The 15,943-nt window shown below is 61.1% G+C and carries 14 protein-coding genes and 1 tRNA gene; 7 read left to right on the forward strand and 8 right to left on the reverse strand.

All coding sequences use genetic code 11. From position 1 onward, the window contains the following. Positions 1 to 115: 115 nt before the first annotated feature. The 4 genes from CORGL_RS08820 to CORGL_RS08835 form a co-directional block, all read right to left on the reverse strand. The gene (locus CORGL_RS08820) at positions 116 to 313 is read right to left on the reverse strand and encodes a hypothetical protein (RefSeq protein WP_013709562.1); all 198 of its coding nucleotides are present in this window, start codon (positions 311 to 313) and stop codon (positions 116 to 118) included. A gap of 112 nt (positions 314 to 425) precedes the next feature. Continuing rightward, the gene (gene mmsB, locus CORGL_RS08825) at positions 426 to 1,595 is read right to left on the reverse strand and encodes a multiple monosaccharide ABC transporter permease (protein WP_216476089.1); all 1,170 of its coding nucleotides are present in this window, start codon (positions 1,593 to 1,595) and stop codon (positions 426 to 428) included. Between the two features lie 97 nt (positions 1,596 to 1,692). Continuing rightward, entirely contained in the window at positions 1,693 to 3,285 is a 1,593-nt protein-coding gene (locus CORGL_RS08830; protein ID WP_013709564.1) for a sugar ABC transporter ATP-binding protein, read from the reverse strand. An 80-nt stretch (positions 3,286 to 3,365) separates the two neighbouring features. Continuing rightward, the gene (locus CORGL_RS08835; protein ID WP_013709565.1) at positions 3,366 to 4,517 is read right to left on the reverse strand and encodes a substrate-binding domain-containing protein; all 1,152 of its coding nucleotides are present in this window, start codon (positions 4,515 to 4,517) and stop codon (positions 3,366 to 3,368) included. A 320-nt stretch (positions 4,518 to 4,837) separates the two neighbouring features. Between CORGL_RS08835 and CORGL_RS09495 the strand changes: the two genes are divergently transcribed. Continuing rightward, complete coding sequence (locus CORGL_RS09495) at positions 4,838 to 5,365, forward strand: GIY-YIG nuclease family protein (protein WP_013709566.1); 528 nt, start codon at positions 4,838 to 4,840, stop codon at positions 5,363 to 5,365. 51 nt (positions 5,366 to 5,416) lie between these two features. Beyond that, a complete protein-coding gene (locus tag CORGL_RS10255) occupies positions 5,417 to 6,121 on the forward strand; it encodes a YjdF family protein (protein WP_425358167.1) in 705 nt (234 codons plus the stop codon). Here CORGL_RS10255 and CORGL_RS08845 read toward each other — a convergent pair. Then, positions 6,078 to 6,154: transfer RNA gene (locus tag CORGL_RS08845), tRNA-Met, on the reverse strand. The two genes, CORGL_RS10255 and CORGL_RS08845, sit on opposite strands and share 44 nt — an antisense overlap. A 217-nt stretch (positions 6,155 to 6,371) precedes the next feature. Between CORGL_RS08845 and CORGL_RS08850 the strand changes: the two genes are divergently transcribed. Then, the gene (locus CORGL_RS08850) at positions 6,372 to 7,136 is read left to right on the forward strand and encodes a type III pantothenate kinase (protein ID WP_013709568.1); all 765 of its coding nucleotides are present in this window, start codon (positions 6,372 to 6,374) and stop codon (positions 7,134 to 7,136) included. Positions 7,137 to 7,154: 18 nt separating this feature from the next. Here CORGL_RS08850 and folP read toward each other — a convergent pair whose 3' ends face one another. Further along, on the reverse strand, positions 7,155 to 8,897 hold the full coding sequence (gene folP, locus CORGL_RS08855) for a dihydropteroate synthase (RefSeq protein WP_013709569.1): 1,743 nt from the start codon (positions 8,895 to 8,897) through the stop codon (positions 7,155 to 7,157). 348 nt (positions 8,898 to 9,245) lie between these two features. Between folP and CORGL_RS08860 the strand changes: the two genes are divergently transcribed. After that, positions 9,246 to 10,097: an exodeoxyribonuclease III gene (locus CORGL_RS08860; protein ID WP_013709570.1), complete on the forward strand. Its 852-nt coding sequence runs from the start codon at positions 9,246 to 9,248 to the stop codon at positions 10,095 to 10,097. Here the strand turns inward: CORGL_RS08860 and CORGL_RS08865 are convergent. Then, on the reverse strand, positions 10,084 to 12,156 hold the full coding sequence (locus CORGL_RS08865) for a monovalent cation:proton antiporter family protein (RefSeq protein WP_013709571.1): 2,073 nt from the start codon (positions 12,154 to 12,156) through the stop codon (positions 10,084 to 10,086). The two genes, CORGL_RS08860 and CORGL_RS08865, sit on opposite strands and share 14 nt — an antisense overlap. An 11-nt stretch (positions 12,157 to 12,167) precedes the next feature. Beyond that, on the reverse strand, positions 12,168 to 12,425 hold the full coding sequence (locus CORGL_RS08870) for a hypothetical protein (RefSeq protein ID WP_041738743.1): 258 nt from the start codon (positions 12,423 to 12,425) through the stop codon (positions 12,168 to 12,170). Positions 12,426 to 12,636: 211 nt separating this feature from the next. On the opposite strand from CORGL_RS08870, the gene glmU reads away from it, so the two are divergent. Genes glmU through pth form a run of 3 tightly spaced genes read left to right on the forward strand, consistent with a single transcriptional unit; the run spans position 12,637 to position 15,714 of the window. Next, entirely contained in the window at positions 12,637 to 14,055 is a 1,419-nt protein-coding gene (gene glmU, locus CORGL_RS08875; protein WP_013709572.1) for a bifunctional UDP-N-acetylglucosamine diphosphorylase/glucosamine-1-phosphate N-acetyltransferase GlmU, read from the forward strand. Between the two features lie 34 nt (positions 14,056 to 14,089). Then, positions 14,090 to 15,076, forward strand: coding sequence for a ribose-phosphate diphosphokinase (locus tag CORGL_RS08880; RefSeq protein WP_013709573.1), 987 nt, complete (start codon positions 14,090 to 14,092; stop codon positions 15,074 to 15,076). Then, a complete protein-coding gene (gene pth, locus CORGL_RS08885; protein ID WP_013709574.1) occupies positions 15,076 to 15,714 on the forward strand; it encodes an aminoacyl-tRNA hydrolase in 639 nt (212 codons plus the stop codon). The genes CORGL_RS08880 and pth overlap by 1 nt, the downstream gene beginning before the upstream one ends. Positions 15,715 to 15,943 lie beyond the last annotated feature (229 nt).

Genomic DNA, 15,943 nt, shown 5'->3' on the forward strand with positions numbered 1-15,943 from the left:
CCGGTTCGCATGTCTGGGAATCCGGATTGATTGTGACATGTCACTGCGGGATCGGTGGTTTCAGCATGACAGGCTACCGAGATTCGCAGCAGGGTCCGGATCTGGCCGTCGAGAATCAATCGTTGCGATGGAGCAGAAAAGCCTGAGTCGACATATAGACAGCGGCTATCAGGATGGACAGGCAGAAAAAGATATCCGCCGGAGTCCATGGAGACCCCGAGGACAGCGATTTCGCGGTCGTCTGGATGAGCCACACGAAGCATGTCGATGCCGCCAGTGCGTGCATGCGCACGCTGATCGTCTTTCTGTTCATGAGTCGACTCCTCTGAGCGGTTCTCGGGCGCGCGATCATATCGAACGATGCCGCAGCGCATACGGTGCCGCGCATCGTCGTCGCGTCACCTTCAGCGCGTGAAGATCTCGGATCAACCCTTTTTCCTCTTGCTGAGCAGGGCGTATGCAACCGCTGCGATGACGACGGCTCCCTTGATGGTCTTCACGATGGCAGCGTCGGCACCCATGATGGAGAGACCTTGATTGAGGACGCCCATGATGAGCGCGCCCACCATGGCGCCGGGAATTGTTCCGACGCCACCTGAGACGGACGCTCCGCCGATGAAGCACGCTGCGATGGCATCCAGCTCATATTCCTGCCCGGTTGCAGCCGTAGCGGATGCCAAGCGAGAAAGCGTGATGATCGCCGCTATCGCCGTCAGCAATCCCATATTGAGGAACACCTTGAAATCGACCATGTTGGTGTTGATGCCTGAGAGGATGGCGGCTTTTCTGTTGCCTCCGACGGCATAGATATCGCGTCCGAGCACCGTTCGATTCAGCACGAACCAGTAGATCCCGACCAGCACGCCGACAATGACCAGAACGATCGGGACACCGCCCTGAGTAGCGTTGCCCGAGCTGGCAAAGAGGTAGGTGACGTAGCCGATGGCGAGAGCAGCGAGCAGGCATTTCAAGAACAGCCACATCTTGGGCTCTGTCTGAAGGTTGGCCTCGGCGGCCTTGCGGTATCTGTTCCACTGCGACCACATGACGCCTATGATCGCCAAAGCGCCCATCACAACGGTCAGGCCGTCAAGACCACCCCAGAAGCCGAACACGTTGGGCAGATAATCTTTGGCGATGCTTCGGAATGGCTGCGACTGCAGGGGGATCGACTCGCCGGCGACCACCGTTGCCAATCCGCGAAATATGAGCATGCCGCCCAGTGTGGTCACAAACGCCGGCACGCGCACATACGCCACCCAGAATCCCTGCCACGCCCCGATAACGAGCCCGACGATCATCATGAACAGAATCGCGAGCGTCCAGTCCATACCCCAGTTTCTCATGGCGAAAGCGCCCAGGCCACCGATAAAGGCCACGACGGAACCGACCGAGAGATCGATGTGCGTACCGATGATGATCATGAGCATGCCGATCGCGGTGATCAAGACGTAGGCGTTCTGTTGAACGAGTGCGACGACGTTGTTGGGGAAAAGAAGGCGCCCGCCCGTCAGGACCTGAAAGATCACGATGACCAGGACCAAGGCCAGATAGATTCCATAGGAGCGCATATTGCCGAAGAGCAGCTTCTTCATCGAGTCTTCTTGCGAGCTCGGAGCCACGTTATCCCGATGCGCGGAATCGCCTCTCTTTTCCTCATCAGCTGACACCGCAATGTTGGTAGTCGACATCTCAGCATGTCCTTTCATTCAGATGGATGTCCGCAGAGCCATTCTGCTTCACCGGGACGCAATTTGTCATATAGCGCATGAGCTCCTCTTGATCGGTGTCCCTCGCATTCAAGCAAGCCGTGATGCATCCCTCGCACATAGTGTAGATGCGATCGCAGATGCCGAGCAGTTCCGGCAGCTCTGATGAGATGACCACGACAGCGCTGCCGCTGTCCGCGAGCTGATCGATGATCTCGTAGATATCCAACTTGGCCCCGACATCGATACCGCGCGTCGGCTCATCGAGGATCAAGACCTTGGGAGCTGTCGCCATCCATTTGGCGAGCACCACTTTCTGCTGGTTTCCGCCGGACAGATTGCTCGCTGGCATCTCGACCGTCGGGCACTTGATCCGAAATTCATTGCGGTACCTCTGCGATACCGCTCTCTCTCTATCGCAGTCGATCACACTTCGCCAGCTCAGGCTTTTGAGACTCGCTAGTGAGATGTTCTCGCGGATCGTCATCAAGAGGTCGAGTCCGTACGTCTTCCTGTCCTCGGTCGCGTATGCGACACCGTGATCGATAGCGGACCGGACGGTGGGAAATGAGACTTCTCTGCCCTCCAGATACAGCTTGCCGGATGCGCGCACCCCGTATTGGCGACCGAACACGCTCATCGCCATCTCGGTCCTGCCGGCTCCGATCAGGCCTGTCAGACCGACGATCTCCCCTGCTCGCGCATTCAGGCACACGTTCTCCGCCACCAGCCGCTTCTCATCAAGCGGATGATGGACGCACCAGTTCTCGATTCGAAAGACCTCATCTCCTATATTCGGGATGTGCTCGGGATACAGATTGGTCAAGGGACGGCCGACCATATCTCGAATCAGCCTATCCTGATCGAGCGGCTGCTCCTCCGTGATCGTCATGGTCGATATGGTCTTGCCGTCACGAATAACCTGAACCTCATCAGCCGAGGCTGCTATCTCGTTGAGCTTGTGGGAGATGATGATGGCGGTGATGCCCTTGTTGCGCCGCAGGTCATCGATCAAACGAAGCAGATGCCCGGAATCCTCGTCGTTCAGCGCGGCTGTCGGCTCGTCCAAGATCATCAGCCTGACGTCTTTGGTCAGCGCCTTGGCGATCTCAACGAGCTGCTGCTTGCCCACGCCGATATTCGCGATCAGGGTATCCGGGCTCTCATGCAACCCGACCGCCTCGAGCGCCTTTGCCGCGGATGCACGTTGCGCATCGTCGTCGACCTTGATGCCCTTCTTAATCGGGTTGCCTAAAAAGATGTTGTCGGCGATGCTCATATAGGGAACCAGCGCGAGCTCCTGATGGATGATGACGATTCCCTGGCTCTCCGAGTCCCTGATGCTCTTGAACTGGCAGGGCTTTCCTCTATAGAGAATGTCCCCCTCGTAGCTTCCGTACGGATATACACCGGACAGCACGTTCATGAGGGTGGACTTGCCCGCACCGTTCTCTCCGCACACCGAGAAGATCTGCCCCTGTCGCACGGTGATGTTGACGTCATCCAGAGCGACGACGGGACCAAAGCGCTTCGTGATATGGCGCATTTGCAATATGACATCATGCCCGTTACTCACGAGTCCTCCTGAGATTCATTGTATACACGCACGGGTGCCCGCCCTTTTTGACCTCGGGCGCGGCACGCTGGGCTCAACGTCTACAAGCCCGCATCAGCGGCTGAGATGTAGCCCGAGTCGACCAGTTCCTTTTTGACGTTGCTCTTGTCAACGGAAATCGGCTTCAGCAGAACGGAGGGTACGTCTTTGTTCCCGTTGTTGAAGGTATCCTTCGCCTCGGGTTTTTTGCCGTCGACCATGTCCTTGATGAGCTCTGCTGTGGTCTTGGCAAGCTCTCTTGTGTCCTTGTAGACGGTCATTGCCTGCTTGCCCTGTACAATTGCCTGAACATTGGCTTTTTCGGCATCTTGACCCGTGATGATCGGGAAATAGCTCCACCCGGCTCCCTCGACGGCGTTCACGGTCCCCAGGGCGATGGCATCGTTGGGTGCCAATACCGCGTCGAGCTTGGTGCCATCGTTGTAGAACGAGTTGATGCGGTTCTCCATTTCGGCTTGGCCCTTTTGGCGGTCCCAGTTGTCGATGCCGATGGATTGCCACTCATCTTGCGATGTCGGGATCTTGCCGGACTTGGACTTGAGCACTCCGGAGTCGAAATACGTCCCGAGTACCGACCATGAGCCCTGATAGTAGTACTTCGCATTGTTGTCAGTCGGGGACCCGGACATGAGCTCGACATTGAACGGCCCTTTCTTGCCGTCTTCCAAGCCGAGCTTGTCAACGATGTAGCGCCCCTGCATCTTGCCGACCTCGTCCAGCGAGAACGTCGTGTAGTAATCCACGGCGTCGGTGTTCATGATCAAGCGGTCATAGGCGATGATCTTGGCACCGTTGGCTGCCGCCTGCTCGACTGCCGCGCCGGTCGCTGTTCCGTCGATGGAGGCGACAACGATGTAGTTGGCGCCTTGGTTGGCCATATTCTGTATCTGCGAGGACTGCAGATCGGTCTTGCCGTCCGCGAACTGGAGCGTTACCTCATAACCGTACTCCTCGAGCTTCTTCTTCAGGTTGTCCCCGTCGATCTGCCAGCGCTCAAGCTGCTGCTCGGGCATGGAGATGCCCACGCTGACCTTGGATGATCCGCTGCTGCCGTTCTTTGACGCATCGTCTCCGCGCGTGCCGCCGCAGGCGGCAAGCGGCACCACCATGCCGGCGACCACGGCCGCGCACATCCCCTTTACGAACTGCTTTCTCGTCATGCCGGTGTTCTGATTGCTCGATAGCTTTTCCATGGATTCCCCTTCGCTCGTGTCGGTGGCGGAGATCTCCGTCCTTTTGATTCATCTACGTGGCACTTCCGGGCTGACCTTTCGCGGAGCATAGCATATAGTTTATTGATTTACCAAAATGGGAACGCGACTGCTCGGTGAAAGGTAGCTTTCGGTGCGCGAGCTGCAGACAGCGCCGGCGGCCCTGCAACAGAATCGCAGGCTCGCGGGGCTGTCTCAGATGAGCGAGCGGATCGACACCCAGGGATCCTCAACTCGCGATCTATGCTACACTGCGATCCATTCACTCTGAAATCAGCATTGCTTCGCAGAAGGTCACCTCGATGCCCGTTCGTTTCCCACCATCGGATCTCGCAGCCCTGTCTGACCTCATCCCTCTCATTCTTGTCTTCTTCCTCGCAGCAGCTATCGCCCTGCGTGCGGTCCGACTTCTTTCGCCCTCGAGCCTCAAACGCACCATGCGACGCGGATCGCCGATAGCCGCCGAGGAGTTCCTGCGCGACTGGATCACCTCCAAAAGCGGCGGGCGAGCCTCGGCGGGCTACAAGACCCTGGATCGCCCCGGGTGCTATGTGATCCTGACCAATCCCAAGCGCTGGAGCTTGCGCCGTCGCGCTCATGACAACGTATACGTGGGCCAATCGCTGCGCGTCTGCACGCGCGTCAGGCAACATCTGACCGGGCACGGCAACGGCAACGTCTTCGCAGACGTTCGCAACGGCGATCGGGTCTTCGTCCGCATCTTCTGCTGCCGGCACTCCAGACTCAACGAGCTGGAGCGTCGGCTCATCGCCCGCTACCATGCCATCGAATCGTATAACGACACATTGGGCGGATCGGCGCGGCGCTGAGGCACCTCTTGAAATCGCTGAGGAAGGATCGCTCGCAGGGTATCCTCCACTCTGACCGTCTACCACGACGGCCAGTTCTGGGTGGGGGTGTTCAATCACGTCGAGGACTGGCGGCTCCCGGCGTGCCGCGTCATGCTCGGCGCGGAGCCGTCGAACGAGCAGGGTCAGAGCCTCATATGCAAGGGCTGCAACGGCCTGCGCTTCACCGAGGCCGCGTTGTGCGCCGATGCGCCCAAGATCGCCGCCAACCCCAAGCGCCGGCAGCGCGAGGCGGCGCGAGAGCTGCGGCAGAATGGTTCGTTTACCAAGGCCCAGCAGGCCATGTCGCAGGAGCGCGAAATGTCCGCCCAGCAGCGCAAGGCCGGCGCCCGCGAGCGCCGCGAAACCAAAAAGCGCGAGCGATTCGAGCTTCGTCAGGGAAACGCAAACGGAAGCACCAGGGCAAATAGCGCCGATCCGCACGTCTCCGCTCACCATGAACCGCGCATCTGCAGCGCCCTGCGTCCCCTGCATGGCCGCCGAGAGCGTCCCTTGCCAAGTCAACTGTCCGCTCAGGACCGAGCATGTCGCATGGAAGGGGCTTGGACAGCGGTCTTCGCCGAAGCACCAATACGAGCACCTGTTTTTCAGGTCACATTGTGGCAAAGAGACTGTCGGGTCGGTGGCAACGAAAAATCCCCGACCCGTTTTCACAGGTCAGGGACTTTGTTTTTGGTCGCGGGGACAGGATTTGAACCTATGACCTCCGGGTTATGAGCCCGGCGAGCTACCAGACTGCTCCACCCCGCAATGTGAAGCGCGCTTTGATGCGCAAGAATTTATAGTACGGGTGCTCTCTTACGAACGCAAGCTTTCTTTTGACTCGATCACATAAATCCATATTTGAAATGAGGGCTTCATAACCGAAATCAAAAACTTGAGCCCGATGCAACGAATATGGATACAATGGCCAGCAGTGCCCCACCAACAACGGATGCACCGACGACATCTTGAAACGGAGATCATCATGCTGCTTGCGATCGATATGGGCAACACGCAAACCGCCCTCGGGCTCTTTGACGGCGACGTGCTCGTGCGTTCGTGGCGCATGCCTACCGACCGCACCTTTACAAGCGACGAGATCCACGTGCGTCTGGATGGATACTTTCGCATGTGTGATATGAAACTCAGCAGCGTGGACGCCGTCGCCTTCGCCGGCGTCGTACCCGAGCTGACGCGAGAGTGGTTCACCGTCGCACGGCGACTCTCGACATCGGTGGTCGTGATCGGGGCGGACACGGAAGGAGTCACCAAGATCCATGCGCGCAACCCCGAGGAGATCGGCGCGGATCGCATCGCCAACGCCGTTGGCGCCGAGAAGCTCTACGGAGCTCCCTCCATCGTCGTCGATTTCGGTACGGCGACAAACATCGATGTGGTGGACCCGCAGGGCTACTACATCGGCGGTGCCATAGCCCCGGGCATCCGCATCTCCGCTGATGCGCTGGCGGCGCGCGCCGCGCGCCTCGCGAGCATTCCGCTGGAGGCTCCCGCCCATATGATCGGGCGCACCACCGCCGAGGCCATGCAGGTCGGTATCGTTGTGGGTGGAGCGGCCATGGTTGAAGGTCTGATCAAGCGAATCCGAAACGAACTGGGGGCCCCCCACTGCCACGTGATCGCAACAGGTGGGCTCGCCGGTGTCATCGCCGGCTCGACAGACGTGTTCGATGCGATGGATGCGCAACTCACCCTCAAGGGAATCAGTGAGATCTACCGTCGCATGAGCTGAGCGGCGGCCCGTAGCCGACTACAGGTTCCCGAGCTCTCCGGTCACGTGGCCCACGCGCTGTTCGGGTTCAAGCACCTCGACACCCTCATAGCGGAAGAACCTCGCCGGATCATGCATGAGATCCTCAAGAGGGACGAGTACGAAATCGCGCTCTCCGAGCTTCGGATGAGGAAGACGCAGCTTGTCTCCGCCATGGATCTCGCCGTCCATCCAGAGCAGATCGCAATCGATGACCCTGGGACCATTCGGGCGCGCGCTGCGCGTGCGGTTGCGACCGAGCCTGTCCTCGACCTTGAGCAGCTCGTTCAGCAGTACCAAAGGAGCGAGCTCGGTTTTGATCTCGATAACCGCGTTGGCAAAGGAGTCCTGCCGACGCATGTATGCCGGTTCGCTCTCGTAGATGCGCGAACAGCTCGAGACGCAGGTGAGCGGGATCTCGGCGATGAGATCGCGGGCTTGCCGGACGTTCTCCATCCGCTTTCCCATATTGGAGCCGAGCGCGACGAACGCGCGCCGCGGCTGGGGGCGCGCCGCGGCCCAGAAGCCGTTGAGGAACTGAGCGAAGCCTGCGACATCGTGAACCCGCACGATGTTCGCTCCGTTCTCGATCGCACCGAGACACATGCCGAACGTTGCCGCATCGCGCTTGGTGGCCTCGTCGACATCGCTGATCGTTCCGACGAAACGCTTGCGCGAAACCGCGCACAGCAGCGGATATCCCAGCGAGACGATCTTGGCGGTCTCTCGGATGACGATGATGTCCTCGTTGATGGTCTTGCCGAAACCGGCTCCCGGATCGATGCAGATGCGCTCCCTCTCGACGCCCGCATGCATGAGGGCGCGCGCCTGGTCGGAAAGAAATCCCATGACGCGACGCATGATGGGCGCCGAATCCGGAAGCGTGAATCGCCGCAGCTGCGAGGTTCCGACATAGGCATCTTCTCGTTTGGCGCTTCGACGCATGATGTCTGCGAGATGATCATTTTGCATGGGTTCGGGAGCATCGACGACCGGGCTCGCCGCGATCGCCTCAACGGAGACCGCATCGGTCGCGTCCTCGGCTGCTGAAGAGGGCTCGGTCAGCACCTCGCCTGAGGCTACGGCAACGGTCGGCGCGGGCTCGTTCTCGACCTTGGCGGCGAGCGGACCGTTCGAGCCGTCCTGCAACGGCAGCTCTATCTGGATCGGCTTCACGCCGATCGCGCCTGTCACCGTGCTCGACTTCCCTCGCTCAGCGGCTTCGCGAGCCTTCTGCGCCACGAATGCGGCGGCAGAGGTGTCGAGCTGCACCGGAGTGTGCGTTCGCACCGGCTCGACGATCTCCCCGGCATGCATGATGATGACGCCGCAGGTGTTCGTCTTGACGAACTCGACCATCTTGGGGTCGGTGAAGCCGGTCACGTCGTTCACGATGGAGGCGCCCGTGCGCACAGCGGCCTTCGCGACCTCGACGTGACGGGTGTCGATCGAAACGATGGCACCGTGAGCGACGAGTTCGCGCACGACGGGCAAGACGCGCTTGGCCTCCTCATCGGCTCCGACGGGCGTGAAATTGGGCCGCGTCGACTCGCCTCCCACATCGATGATGTCGGCTCCTTCATCCAGCATCTTGAGGCCGTGCGCGATCGCCGCATCCGGATCGAGATAGGAGCCCCCGTCGCTGAACGAATCGGGAGTGACGTTCAGGATCCCCATGATGCGCGGACGGTCGAACTTGAGCTCGAACTTTCCGCATCGCCATGTCTTGCTGTCACGTGCCATGAGCGTCCTTTCACGTACTCCCGCCGAGCCCTTTTGCCGGGCCGGTCTGGTACAGGTGATATGCAACTCACTCTATTGTATCCAGACATATCGGCTCACAACGAAACACCACCGCGATGACGCAAGAATTAGTCAGATTCGATAGGAGATTTCAACGGAGGTGCGCATTGACGGCCCTGAACGGAGGCCATATGCGATCAAAACATAGTACGATAGGGTACCGGTGACGCGAGATGCGAGTCAGCCGTTCCGCGCGAAGAACACGGCCGAGATCTCATCGCGGCCGTCAGGAACCGCCTCGACCTGTGATCGAGCGGCCGTCCAGATCGATTCGTCGGAAGGATCGCCATGCCAGACATGCAACGCGCCGGCTCCCAACCTGAGCGGGCTGACGAGCGGATATATCGATTCGCTTCTTGGAATGTGAACGGCCTGCGCGCGCTCATGAAGAAGGAGCCGGACTTCAGCGAGATCGCCGCGAGCCTCAATGCCGATATCCTGGCCATTCAAGAGACGAAGCTTCAGGAGGGCCAGATCGATCTCGATCTGGCCGGATACCATCAGACGTGGAGCTATGCCGCGCGCAAGGGCTATTCCGGCACGGCGGTGTTTTCCCGCGAGCAGCCGATCCGGACGCTGAGAGCAGATGCCATGCTGGATGTCGTCGAGGGCGGCGAGTTGCTCGAGCCTGCGATACGAGAGGGGCGCGTGTGCGCCCTTGAGTTCGAGCGCTTCTGGTTCGCGGACGTCTACACGCCCAACTCGCAAGACGGGCTCGCGCGGCTTCCGGTGCGCTTGGCGTGGGACGAAGCCTACCGCGCGTTTTTGAAGCAGCTGGAGCGCATGGGAGACAAACCTGTTGTCACCTGCGGCGACTTCAATGTGGCGCACAACGAGATAGACCTCAGGAATCCCAAGTCGAACCGCGGGAACGCCGGCTTCTCAGATGAGGAGCGAGCGAGCTTCAGCAGGCTGCTCGAAGCCGGCTTCACCGACACGTTCCGCTATCTGTATCCGGACGTGCGCGATGCCTACAGCTGGTGGAGCTATCGGTTCCATGCGCGCCGAACCAACGCCGGCTGGCGCATCGACTACTTCCTCGTGAGCGACTCCGTACGAGATCGCATCGTGGAGGCGACGATACGCCAGGACGTCTTCGGCTCCGACCACTGCCCGGTGGAACTCGTCATCGCGCTCTAGTGCTCGGTGCCGCCGCATCGTCTGGAAAATCGGTGCCATCAGCGCACTCACATGGTCGGTTGAGCACCTCCTCCGCCTGATCCAGCTCATCTGGCGTGCAGATGAGACCGAGTGAGTCGCCGACGCGAAGCACCGTCTCCGGATCCAGAAACAACTCGAGGTTCTGACCGCGCCGCAGCGCGACGGCGGTCGCGCCGGTGCGCGCTCTCAGATCAAGCGAAGCGAGGGTCTGACCGGCTGCAGCGCTTCGCTCCCCGAGATCGATCCAGTGCATATCGGCCCCGCTCAAAGAAGCGAGGAGGCGCTCGAAGGCGTGCAGGCGCTTGGCGCGCGCGTCGTCGCCGAGCGCCTCGTAACCGCTCTCGCGCAGGTCGTTTGCATAGCACTGTATCTGCTTGGATCGAAATCCGAGATCGATCAGGGTATGACGCATGATCTCGATCCCGCCCTCCAGCTCGGGGCGCACCACGTCGCGCGCTCCCGCGGCGATCATGGAGCGCACGCCGTCCTCGCTGTCGGCGCGCACGACGATGCTCAGGTCGCCGGCGCGACGCAGGGCATCGCGGATGATCTTCTCAGCCGACGGCTCGCGGCGGATCGTGATCGCGAGCACGCGGGCGCGATCGAGATGAGCGTGGTCGAGGATCTCCGAGTTGGCGGCATCCCCCACCAGAACGGGGAAGCCCGCTTCCTCCGCCTCCTCGGCCGCTTCCAGGTCGCGCTCGACGACCAAGCAGGGTATCCCCAGATTCTGCAGGACCTCGGTCACCCCGTGGCCGGCGGCTCCGTAGCCGATCACGGCCACGTGCCCGCTGATACCCCGGGAGGGCTCGCAGAGCGGGCGGGTGTTGCGCTCGTAGAGGGCTGCGAGCCCGGGCCAGCGCTGCATCCGACGCTCGATGAGGTCTATGAAGCCGAACGCGGAGGAGTTGAGCGCGATCGAGAGCACCGACGCCCCCAGAATGAGCGTGTACTGGTCGGCATCCAGCACCCCCAGGGCCATCCCGGTCTGACCGATGATGAATGAGAACTCCCCGATCTGGCTCAGACCCGCCGCTACCGTGAGCGATGTGCGCAACCCAGCGGAGAGAGCCACGCCGAGCAGCATATTGATCGCCCACTTGCCGGCTACGATGAGGGCGACGAGGCAGGCCAGCTCGACCAGATGAGCCGAGAGCGCGAGCGGATCAACCATCATGCCGACAGAGGCGAAGAACAAGATGGAGAATAGATCCTGCAGCGGAATGCTCTCAGCTGCCACACGATGAGAGAGCTTCGAGGTGCTCACGACGAGCCCGGCGAGAAACGCGCCAAGAGCCACCGAGAGGTCGAACAGCACGGACGCTGCCGTCGCCGTCCCGAGCGCGATGACCACGACCGCAAGCTGGAACATCTCACGCGGGCAGAACCGCGCGATCCCGCGCAAAAGCCAAGGCAGAACGCGCGATCCGATCATGAGCATGATCGCGATGAAGGCAACGGTCTTGGCGATGGCGACACCGAGTTCCGAGACGAGCCTCGCGCCGTGGACCTCGCCGGGTCCGAAGACGACCGGCAGCACGACCAGGATCATCACCGTCGCGAGATCCTCCACGATGAGCCAGCCGGTCGCCACGCGCCCACCGCGCGACTGATACAACCCCTGATCGGTGAGGTTGCGGATGAGCACGACCGTCGAGGCGATGCTCACCGACAGACCGAGCAGCACACCCGCAGCGACGGCCCAACCGAACGCGCGCGCCAACGCGAAACCTGCAAGCGTCCCCAGAGTTATCTGGAGCACGGCACCGGGCACGGCAACGGCCTTGACCTCTAAAAGATCACGAAGTGAGAAGTGCAGACCGGTACCGAACATGAGGAACATGATTCCCACCTCGGCCAGCTGGGACATAGCCGCGGAATCACCTGCGAACCCCGGCGTGAACGGCCCCACGACCAACCCGCCCGCCAGATAGCCAACGATGGTCGGCAGGTGCAGGACGCGAGCCAGAAGACCCCCTGCGAAGGCCGCCACGAGCGCCAGCACGAAGCTCAGCAGCAAGATGGTATCACCGTGCATAGATTTTCCACCTATCCGCGCAGCGCGAACCTGCGCACCACGCGATCGATGCGACGAGTCCAGAGCGCGAAGAGCGGTCCCAGGAACAGCGCCGTCGCCAGACCGTGCATGAGATCAAACGGAACAGCAGCCGAAACGCGCAGAACCGCTTCCTCTATGGTAGACGGTTTCAGAAAGCCGATGACATCATACGCATTAACAACAGCAGCGAACGTGAGCCCGCAGCAGGACCCGGAGCAAGAGCAGGGCGGACCCTCGCAGCCTCCCATCACCGGACCCCGTGCCCTCGGCGCACCCTCATAGCAAGCTTGCCATGCGAGAACGCCGATATGGATGCGTGGCGCTCATTTGTCAGATTGTTTTAGGACACACACTGCTCGTGCATATCCTGAGGAGCCGTCTGGGGTATGATCGAAACCGGTGCGGTGAGATCGTCGCATCATCCGGGCAACGCGCACAACGGCCGATGAGGGGAACTCAATGGACATCACCGCTATCATCCTCGCCGCAGGCGAGGGAACGCGCATGAGATCGAGGCATGCGAAGGTCGCACACGAGGTCCTCGGAAAGCCGATGATCCGCTGGGTCCTCGATGCAGCCGTCGCCGCGGGCTGTACGCGAATCGATGTCGTGGTCGGCTGTCATGGGCAGCAGGTCCGCGATCTCGTCCGCGGCACCGAGGCCGAAGCTCTTGCAGACATCACCTGCGTCGATCAGCCCAGACAGCTCGGAACCGCTGATGCTGTGCGCTGCGCGCTCGATGCCCGCCCCGTGGCAGGCGAGCCCGTCGTCGTTCTGAACGGGGATCTGCCTCTCATCTCGCCTGAGACGATCCGCCGGTTCGCCGAGACGGTCGCAGACGGCTCGAGCGCAGCCGCCATCCTCACGATGACCCCTCCCGATCCGTTCGGCTACGGCAGAATCGAGCTGGGACGCACCGGCGCGGTCGAGCGCATCATAGAGCAGGCGGAGTGCACGCCCGCGCAACACGCTGATATGCACGAGTGCAACGCCGGCTGCTACGCTTTCGACGGGGCGGCGCTGACCGCCCACATCGGTGAAATCGGCTGTGACAACACGCAAAGCGAGTACTATCTGACCGACATGATCGAGATCCTGCGGCGCGCGGGGCTCGATACCGCCGTCGTCCACTTGGATGACTACCGAGAGGGCATAGGCGTGAACAGCCGATCCCAGCTCGCCGAGATGAACGCTATGGCACGCGATCGCGTGAACGCGCGTCTCATGGACAGCGGTGTCACGCTGATCGATCCCACTCAAGCCTGGATCGGCCCGGATGCGAGCATCGGAGCAGATACGATCGTCTACCCGCTCACCTTTGTCACAGGTGCTACATGCATCGGCGAGGACTGCGTCATCGGACCGAACACCAGACTCGAGAGCACGCGGGTCGGGAATGGCTGCACCGTGGAGGAAACCGTCGCCATCCAAGCCGTGCTCGAGAACGACGTCAGCTGCGGGCCACGCGCGTATCTTCGCCCGGGCACGCACATGCTCGAGGGTTCGAAGGCCGGGACGCATGTCGAGATCAAGAAGTCAACGATCGGTCGCGGATCGAAGGTTCCGCATCTCTCCTATATCGGCGACACGATCATGGGCGCCGATGTGAACATCGGTGCCGGCTCGATCACATGCAACTACGATGGAGTGAACAAGAATCCCACCACCATCGGCGACGGCACCTTCATCGGCTCGGACACCATGATGGTCGCCCCCGTGAATATCGGCGCGCACGCCACCACCGGCGCGGGCGGCACGATCACACAGGATGTTCCTGACGGAGCGCTCGCCTTGGAGCGCGTCGAGCAGCGCATCATAGCCGGTTATGCGAAGAGGCGAATGCGCCCGCAGCACAGCTCGGAAGACAGCACTCGGTAGGCACTCACGGCAACAGACTGAAGGAGACGGGGCAATGTCAACAAGCGATCCCAGAAAACTGGTTCAGATGCGCAAGAGCCTGCGCGTTTATTCGGGGTCATCCAACCGACCGCTCGCTGAGAAGATCGCGGGCATTCTGGGTGTCGAGCTGTCAGGGCTCACAGTCGAGAAATTCGCCAACGGCGAGATCTATGCGCGCTATGTCGAATCCGTTCGCGGCGCCGATGTCTTTCTCGTCCAGTCCATCGCGGGCGGCAACGTGAACGACATGCTCATGGAGTTGCTCATCGCAACCGATGCGGCAAAGCGCGCCTCGGCGCGATCGATCACCGCCTGCATCACCCATTACGGCTACGCGCGTCAGGATCGCAAAGCGGCGCCGCGCGAGCCCATCACCGCCAGGCTCGTCGCGAACCTGCTCGAGCGCGCCGGGGTGGACCGCATCATCACGCTCGATCTGCACCAGGGTCAGATTCAGGGATTCTTCGACATCCCCGTCAACCATCTCTCGGCGCTGCCGCTCTTTGGTGACTACTATCAGGCGATGAATTTCGACACCGACAATCTCGTCGTCGTGTCCCCCGATGTCGGCCGCGCCAAGGCGGCCAAGAAGCTCTCCGATATGCTCGAGTGCTCCTTCGCTATCGCGCACAAGGGCCGACCGCGCCACAATGCGGCCGAGGTGATGGGTGTCATCGGGGATATCCGGGGCAAGACCTGCATCGTGAACGACGACATGATCGACACGGCGGGGACGCTGTGCGCGGGTGTGAAGGAACTCAAGGCCATGGGAGCAGGTGACATCTACGTGTGTGCCACCCACGGCATCTTCTCGGGGCCCGCCATCGAGCGTTTGAACGACGCGCCGGTGGTGGAGTGCGTCGTCACCGATGCCATCCCGATCAAGACCTCCGGCAAGATCAAGACGATCACGGTGGCCGATGAGTTCGCCAGCGCGATCTCTGCGGTCTACAACGAGGAAAGCGTCTCCAAGCTCGTCGGCGGCGACTTCGCACTCTGATGACAGCGAGCGCCCCGCAACCCATTCGCATGATCGCAGGCCTCGGCAACCCCGGCGAGGAGTATTCCGAGACGCGGCACAACGCGGGTTTTCAGACCGTCGACGAACTCGCTCGGCGCTGGCAGGTCACATACTGGAAAAACCAGCTCGGTGCCGAAGTCGCCACGATAGCGCTCAGCGACGAGCGCGCCGGCGGAGAGGCGCGCGAGGTCGTGCTCGTGAAGCCCCAGTCGTTCATGAACACGAGCGGCGGGCCGATCTCCAAGCTCGCCGCCGCCTACGGCATCGAGCCCGGCGAGTTGCTCGTCATTCACGATGAACTCGATATCCCCGCCGGCGACGTTCGCGTGAAGATCGGCGGCGGCCATGCGGGCCACAACGGCCTGCGATCCATCATCGATAAACTCGGCAGCCGCGACTTCGCGCGCATCCGCGTCGGCATCGGCAAACCACCCGGCAAGATGTCTGTGGCCGACTTCGTGCTCAGGCGATTTCGACCGCGAGAGGCCGAGGAGTTCGCCGTAGAGATCGCCATCGCTGCGGATGCGGCGGGGATGGCGATCACCCACGACGCCGTCTACGCACGCGACCATAAGAACGGCAGCGCCGCGCACAACGGCAGTCACGGCGAAATCTAAAAGATCTCCTCGCTCGAATTTGATAGGTTCCGCAGTCTTGAAGCTGACTTGATCTGCGGCTCATCGCCCTGCGGAAACTGTGTCGGGATAAGCACGATTTTCCTCGTTTCGCAAGAAGACGACGCATTCACCCCTGCAGTATTCTAATATAAGAAAAATGAAGCCCCTAAAGGGGCTTCAAATTGTCTCCTACGAGACGCCTCCGAAGGGAGGCAAGTTTGGCAAAGCC

The sequence above is a fragment of the Coriobacterium glomerans PW2 genome (genome assembly GCF_000195315.1).
GTDB classification, from domain to species: domain Bacteria; phylum Actinomycetota; class Coriobacteriia; order Coriobacteriales; family Coriobacteriaceae; genus Coriobacterium; species Coriobacterium glomerans.

Bases quoted from the DNA above. Each gene is read 5' to 3' on its own strand.
- CORGL_RS08860 (WP_013709570.1), top strand. From the start codon at position 9,246: ATGCCAGACATGCAACGCGCCGGCTCCCAACCTGAGCGGGCTGACGAG.
- pth (WP_013709574.1), top strand. From the start codon at position 15,076: ATGACAGCGAGCGCCCCGCAACCCATTCGCATGATCGCAGGCCTCGGC.
- glmU (WP_013709572.1), top strand. From the start codon at position 12,637: ATGGACATCACCGCTATCATCCTCGCCGCAGGCGAGGGAACGCGCATG.
- CORGL_RS08865 (WP_013709571.1), bottom strand. From the start codon at position 12,156: ATGCACGGTGATACCATCTTGCTGCTGAGCTTCGTGCTGGCGCTCGTG.
- folP (WP_013709569.1), bottom strand. From the start codon at position 8,897: ATGGCACGTGACAGCAAGACATGGCGATGCGGAAAGTTCGAGCTCAAG.
- CORGL_RS08835 (WP_013709565.1), bottom strand. From the start codon at position 4,517: ATGGAAAAGCTATCGAGCAATCAGAACACCGGCATGACGAGAAAGCAG.
- CORGL_RS08850 (WP_013709568.1), top strand. From the start codon at position 6,372: ATGCTGCTTGCGATCGATATGGGCAACACGCAAACCGCCCTCGGGCTC.
- CORGL_RS08880 (WP_013709573.1), top strand. From the start codon at position 14,090: ATGTCAACAAGCGATCCCAGAAAACTGGTTCAGATGCGCAAGAGCCTG.
- CORGL_RS08820 (WP_013709562.1), bottom strand. From the start codon at position 313: ATGAACAGAAAGACGATCAGCGTGCGCATGCACGCACTGGCGGCATCG.
- CORGL_RS09495 (WP_013709566.1), top strand. From the start codon at position 4,838: ATGCCCGTTCGTTTCCCACCATCGGATCTCGCAGCCCTGTCTGACCTC.
- CORGL_RS08870 (WP_041738743.1), bottom strand. From the start codon at position 12,425: ATGGGAGGCTGCGAGGGTCCGCCCTGCTCTTGCTCCGGGTCCTGCTGC.
- mmsB (WP_216476089.1), bottom strand. From the start codon at position 1,595: ATGAAGAAGCTGCTCTTCGGCAATATGCGCTCCTATGGAATCTATCTG.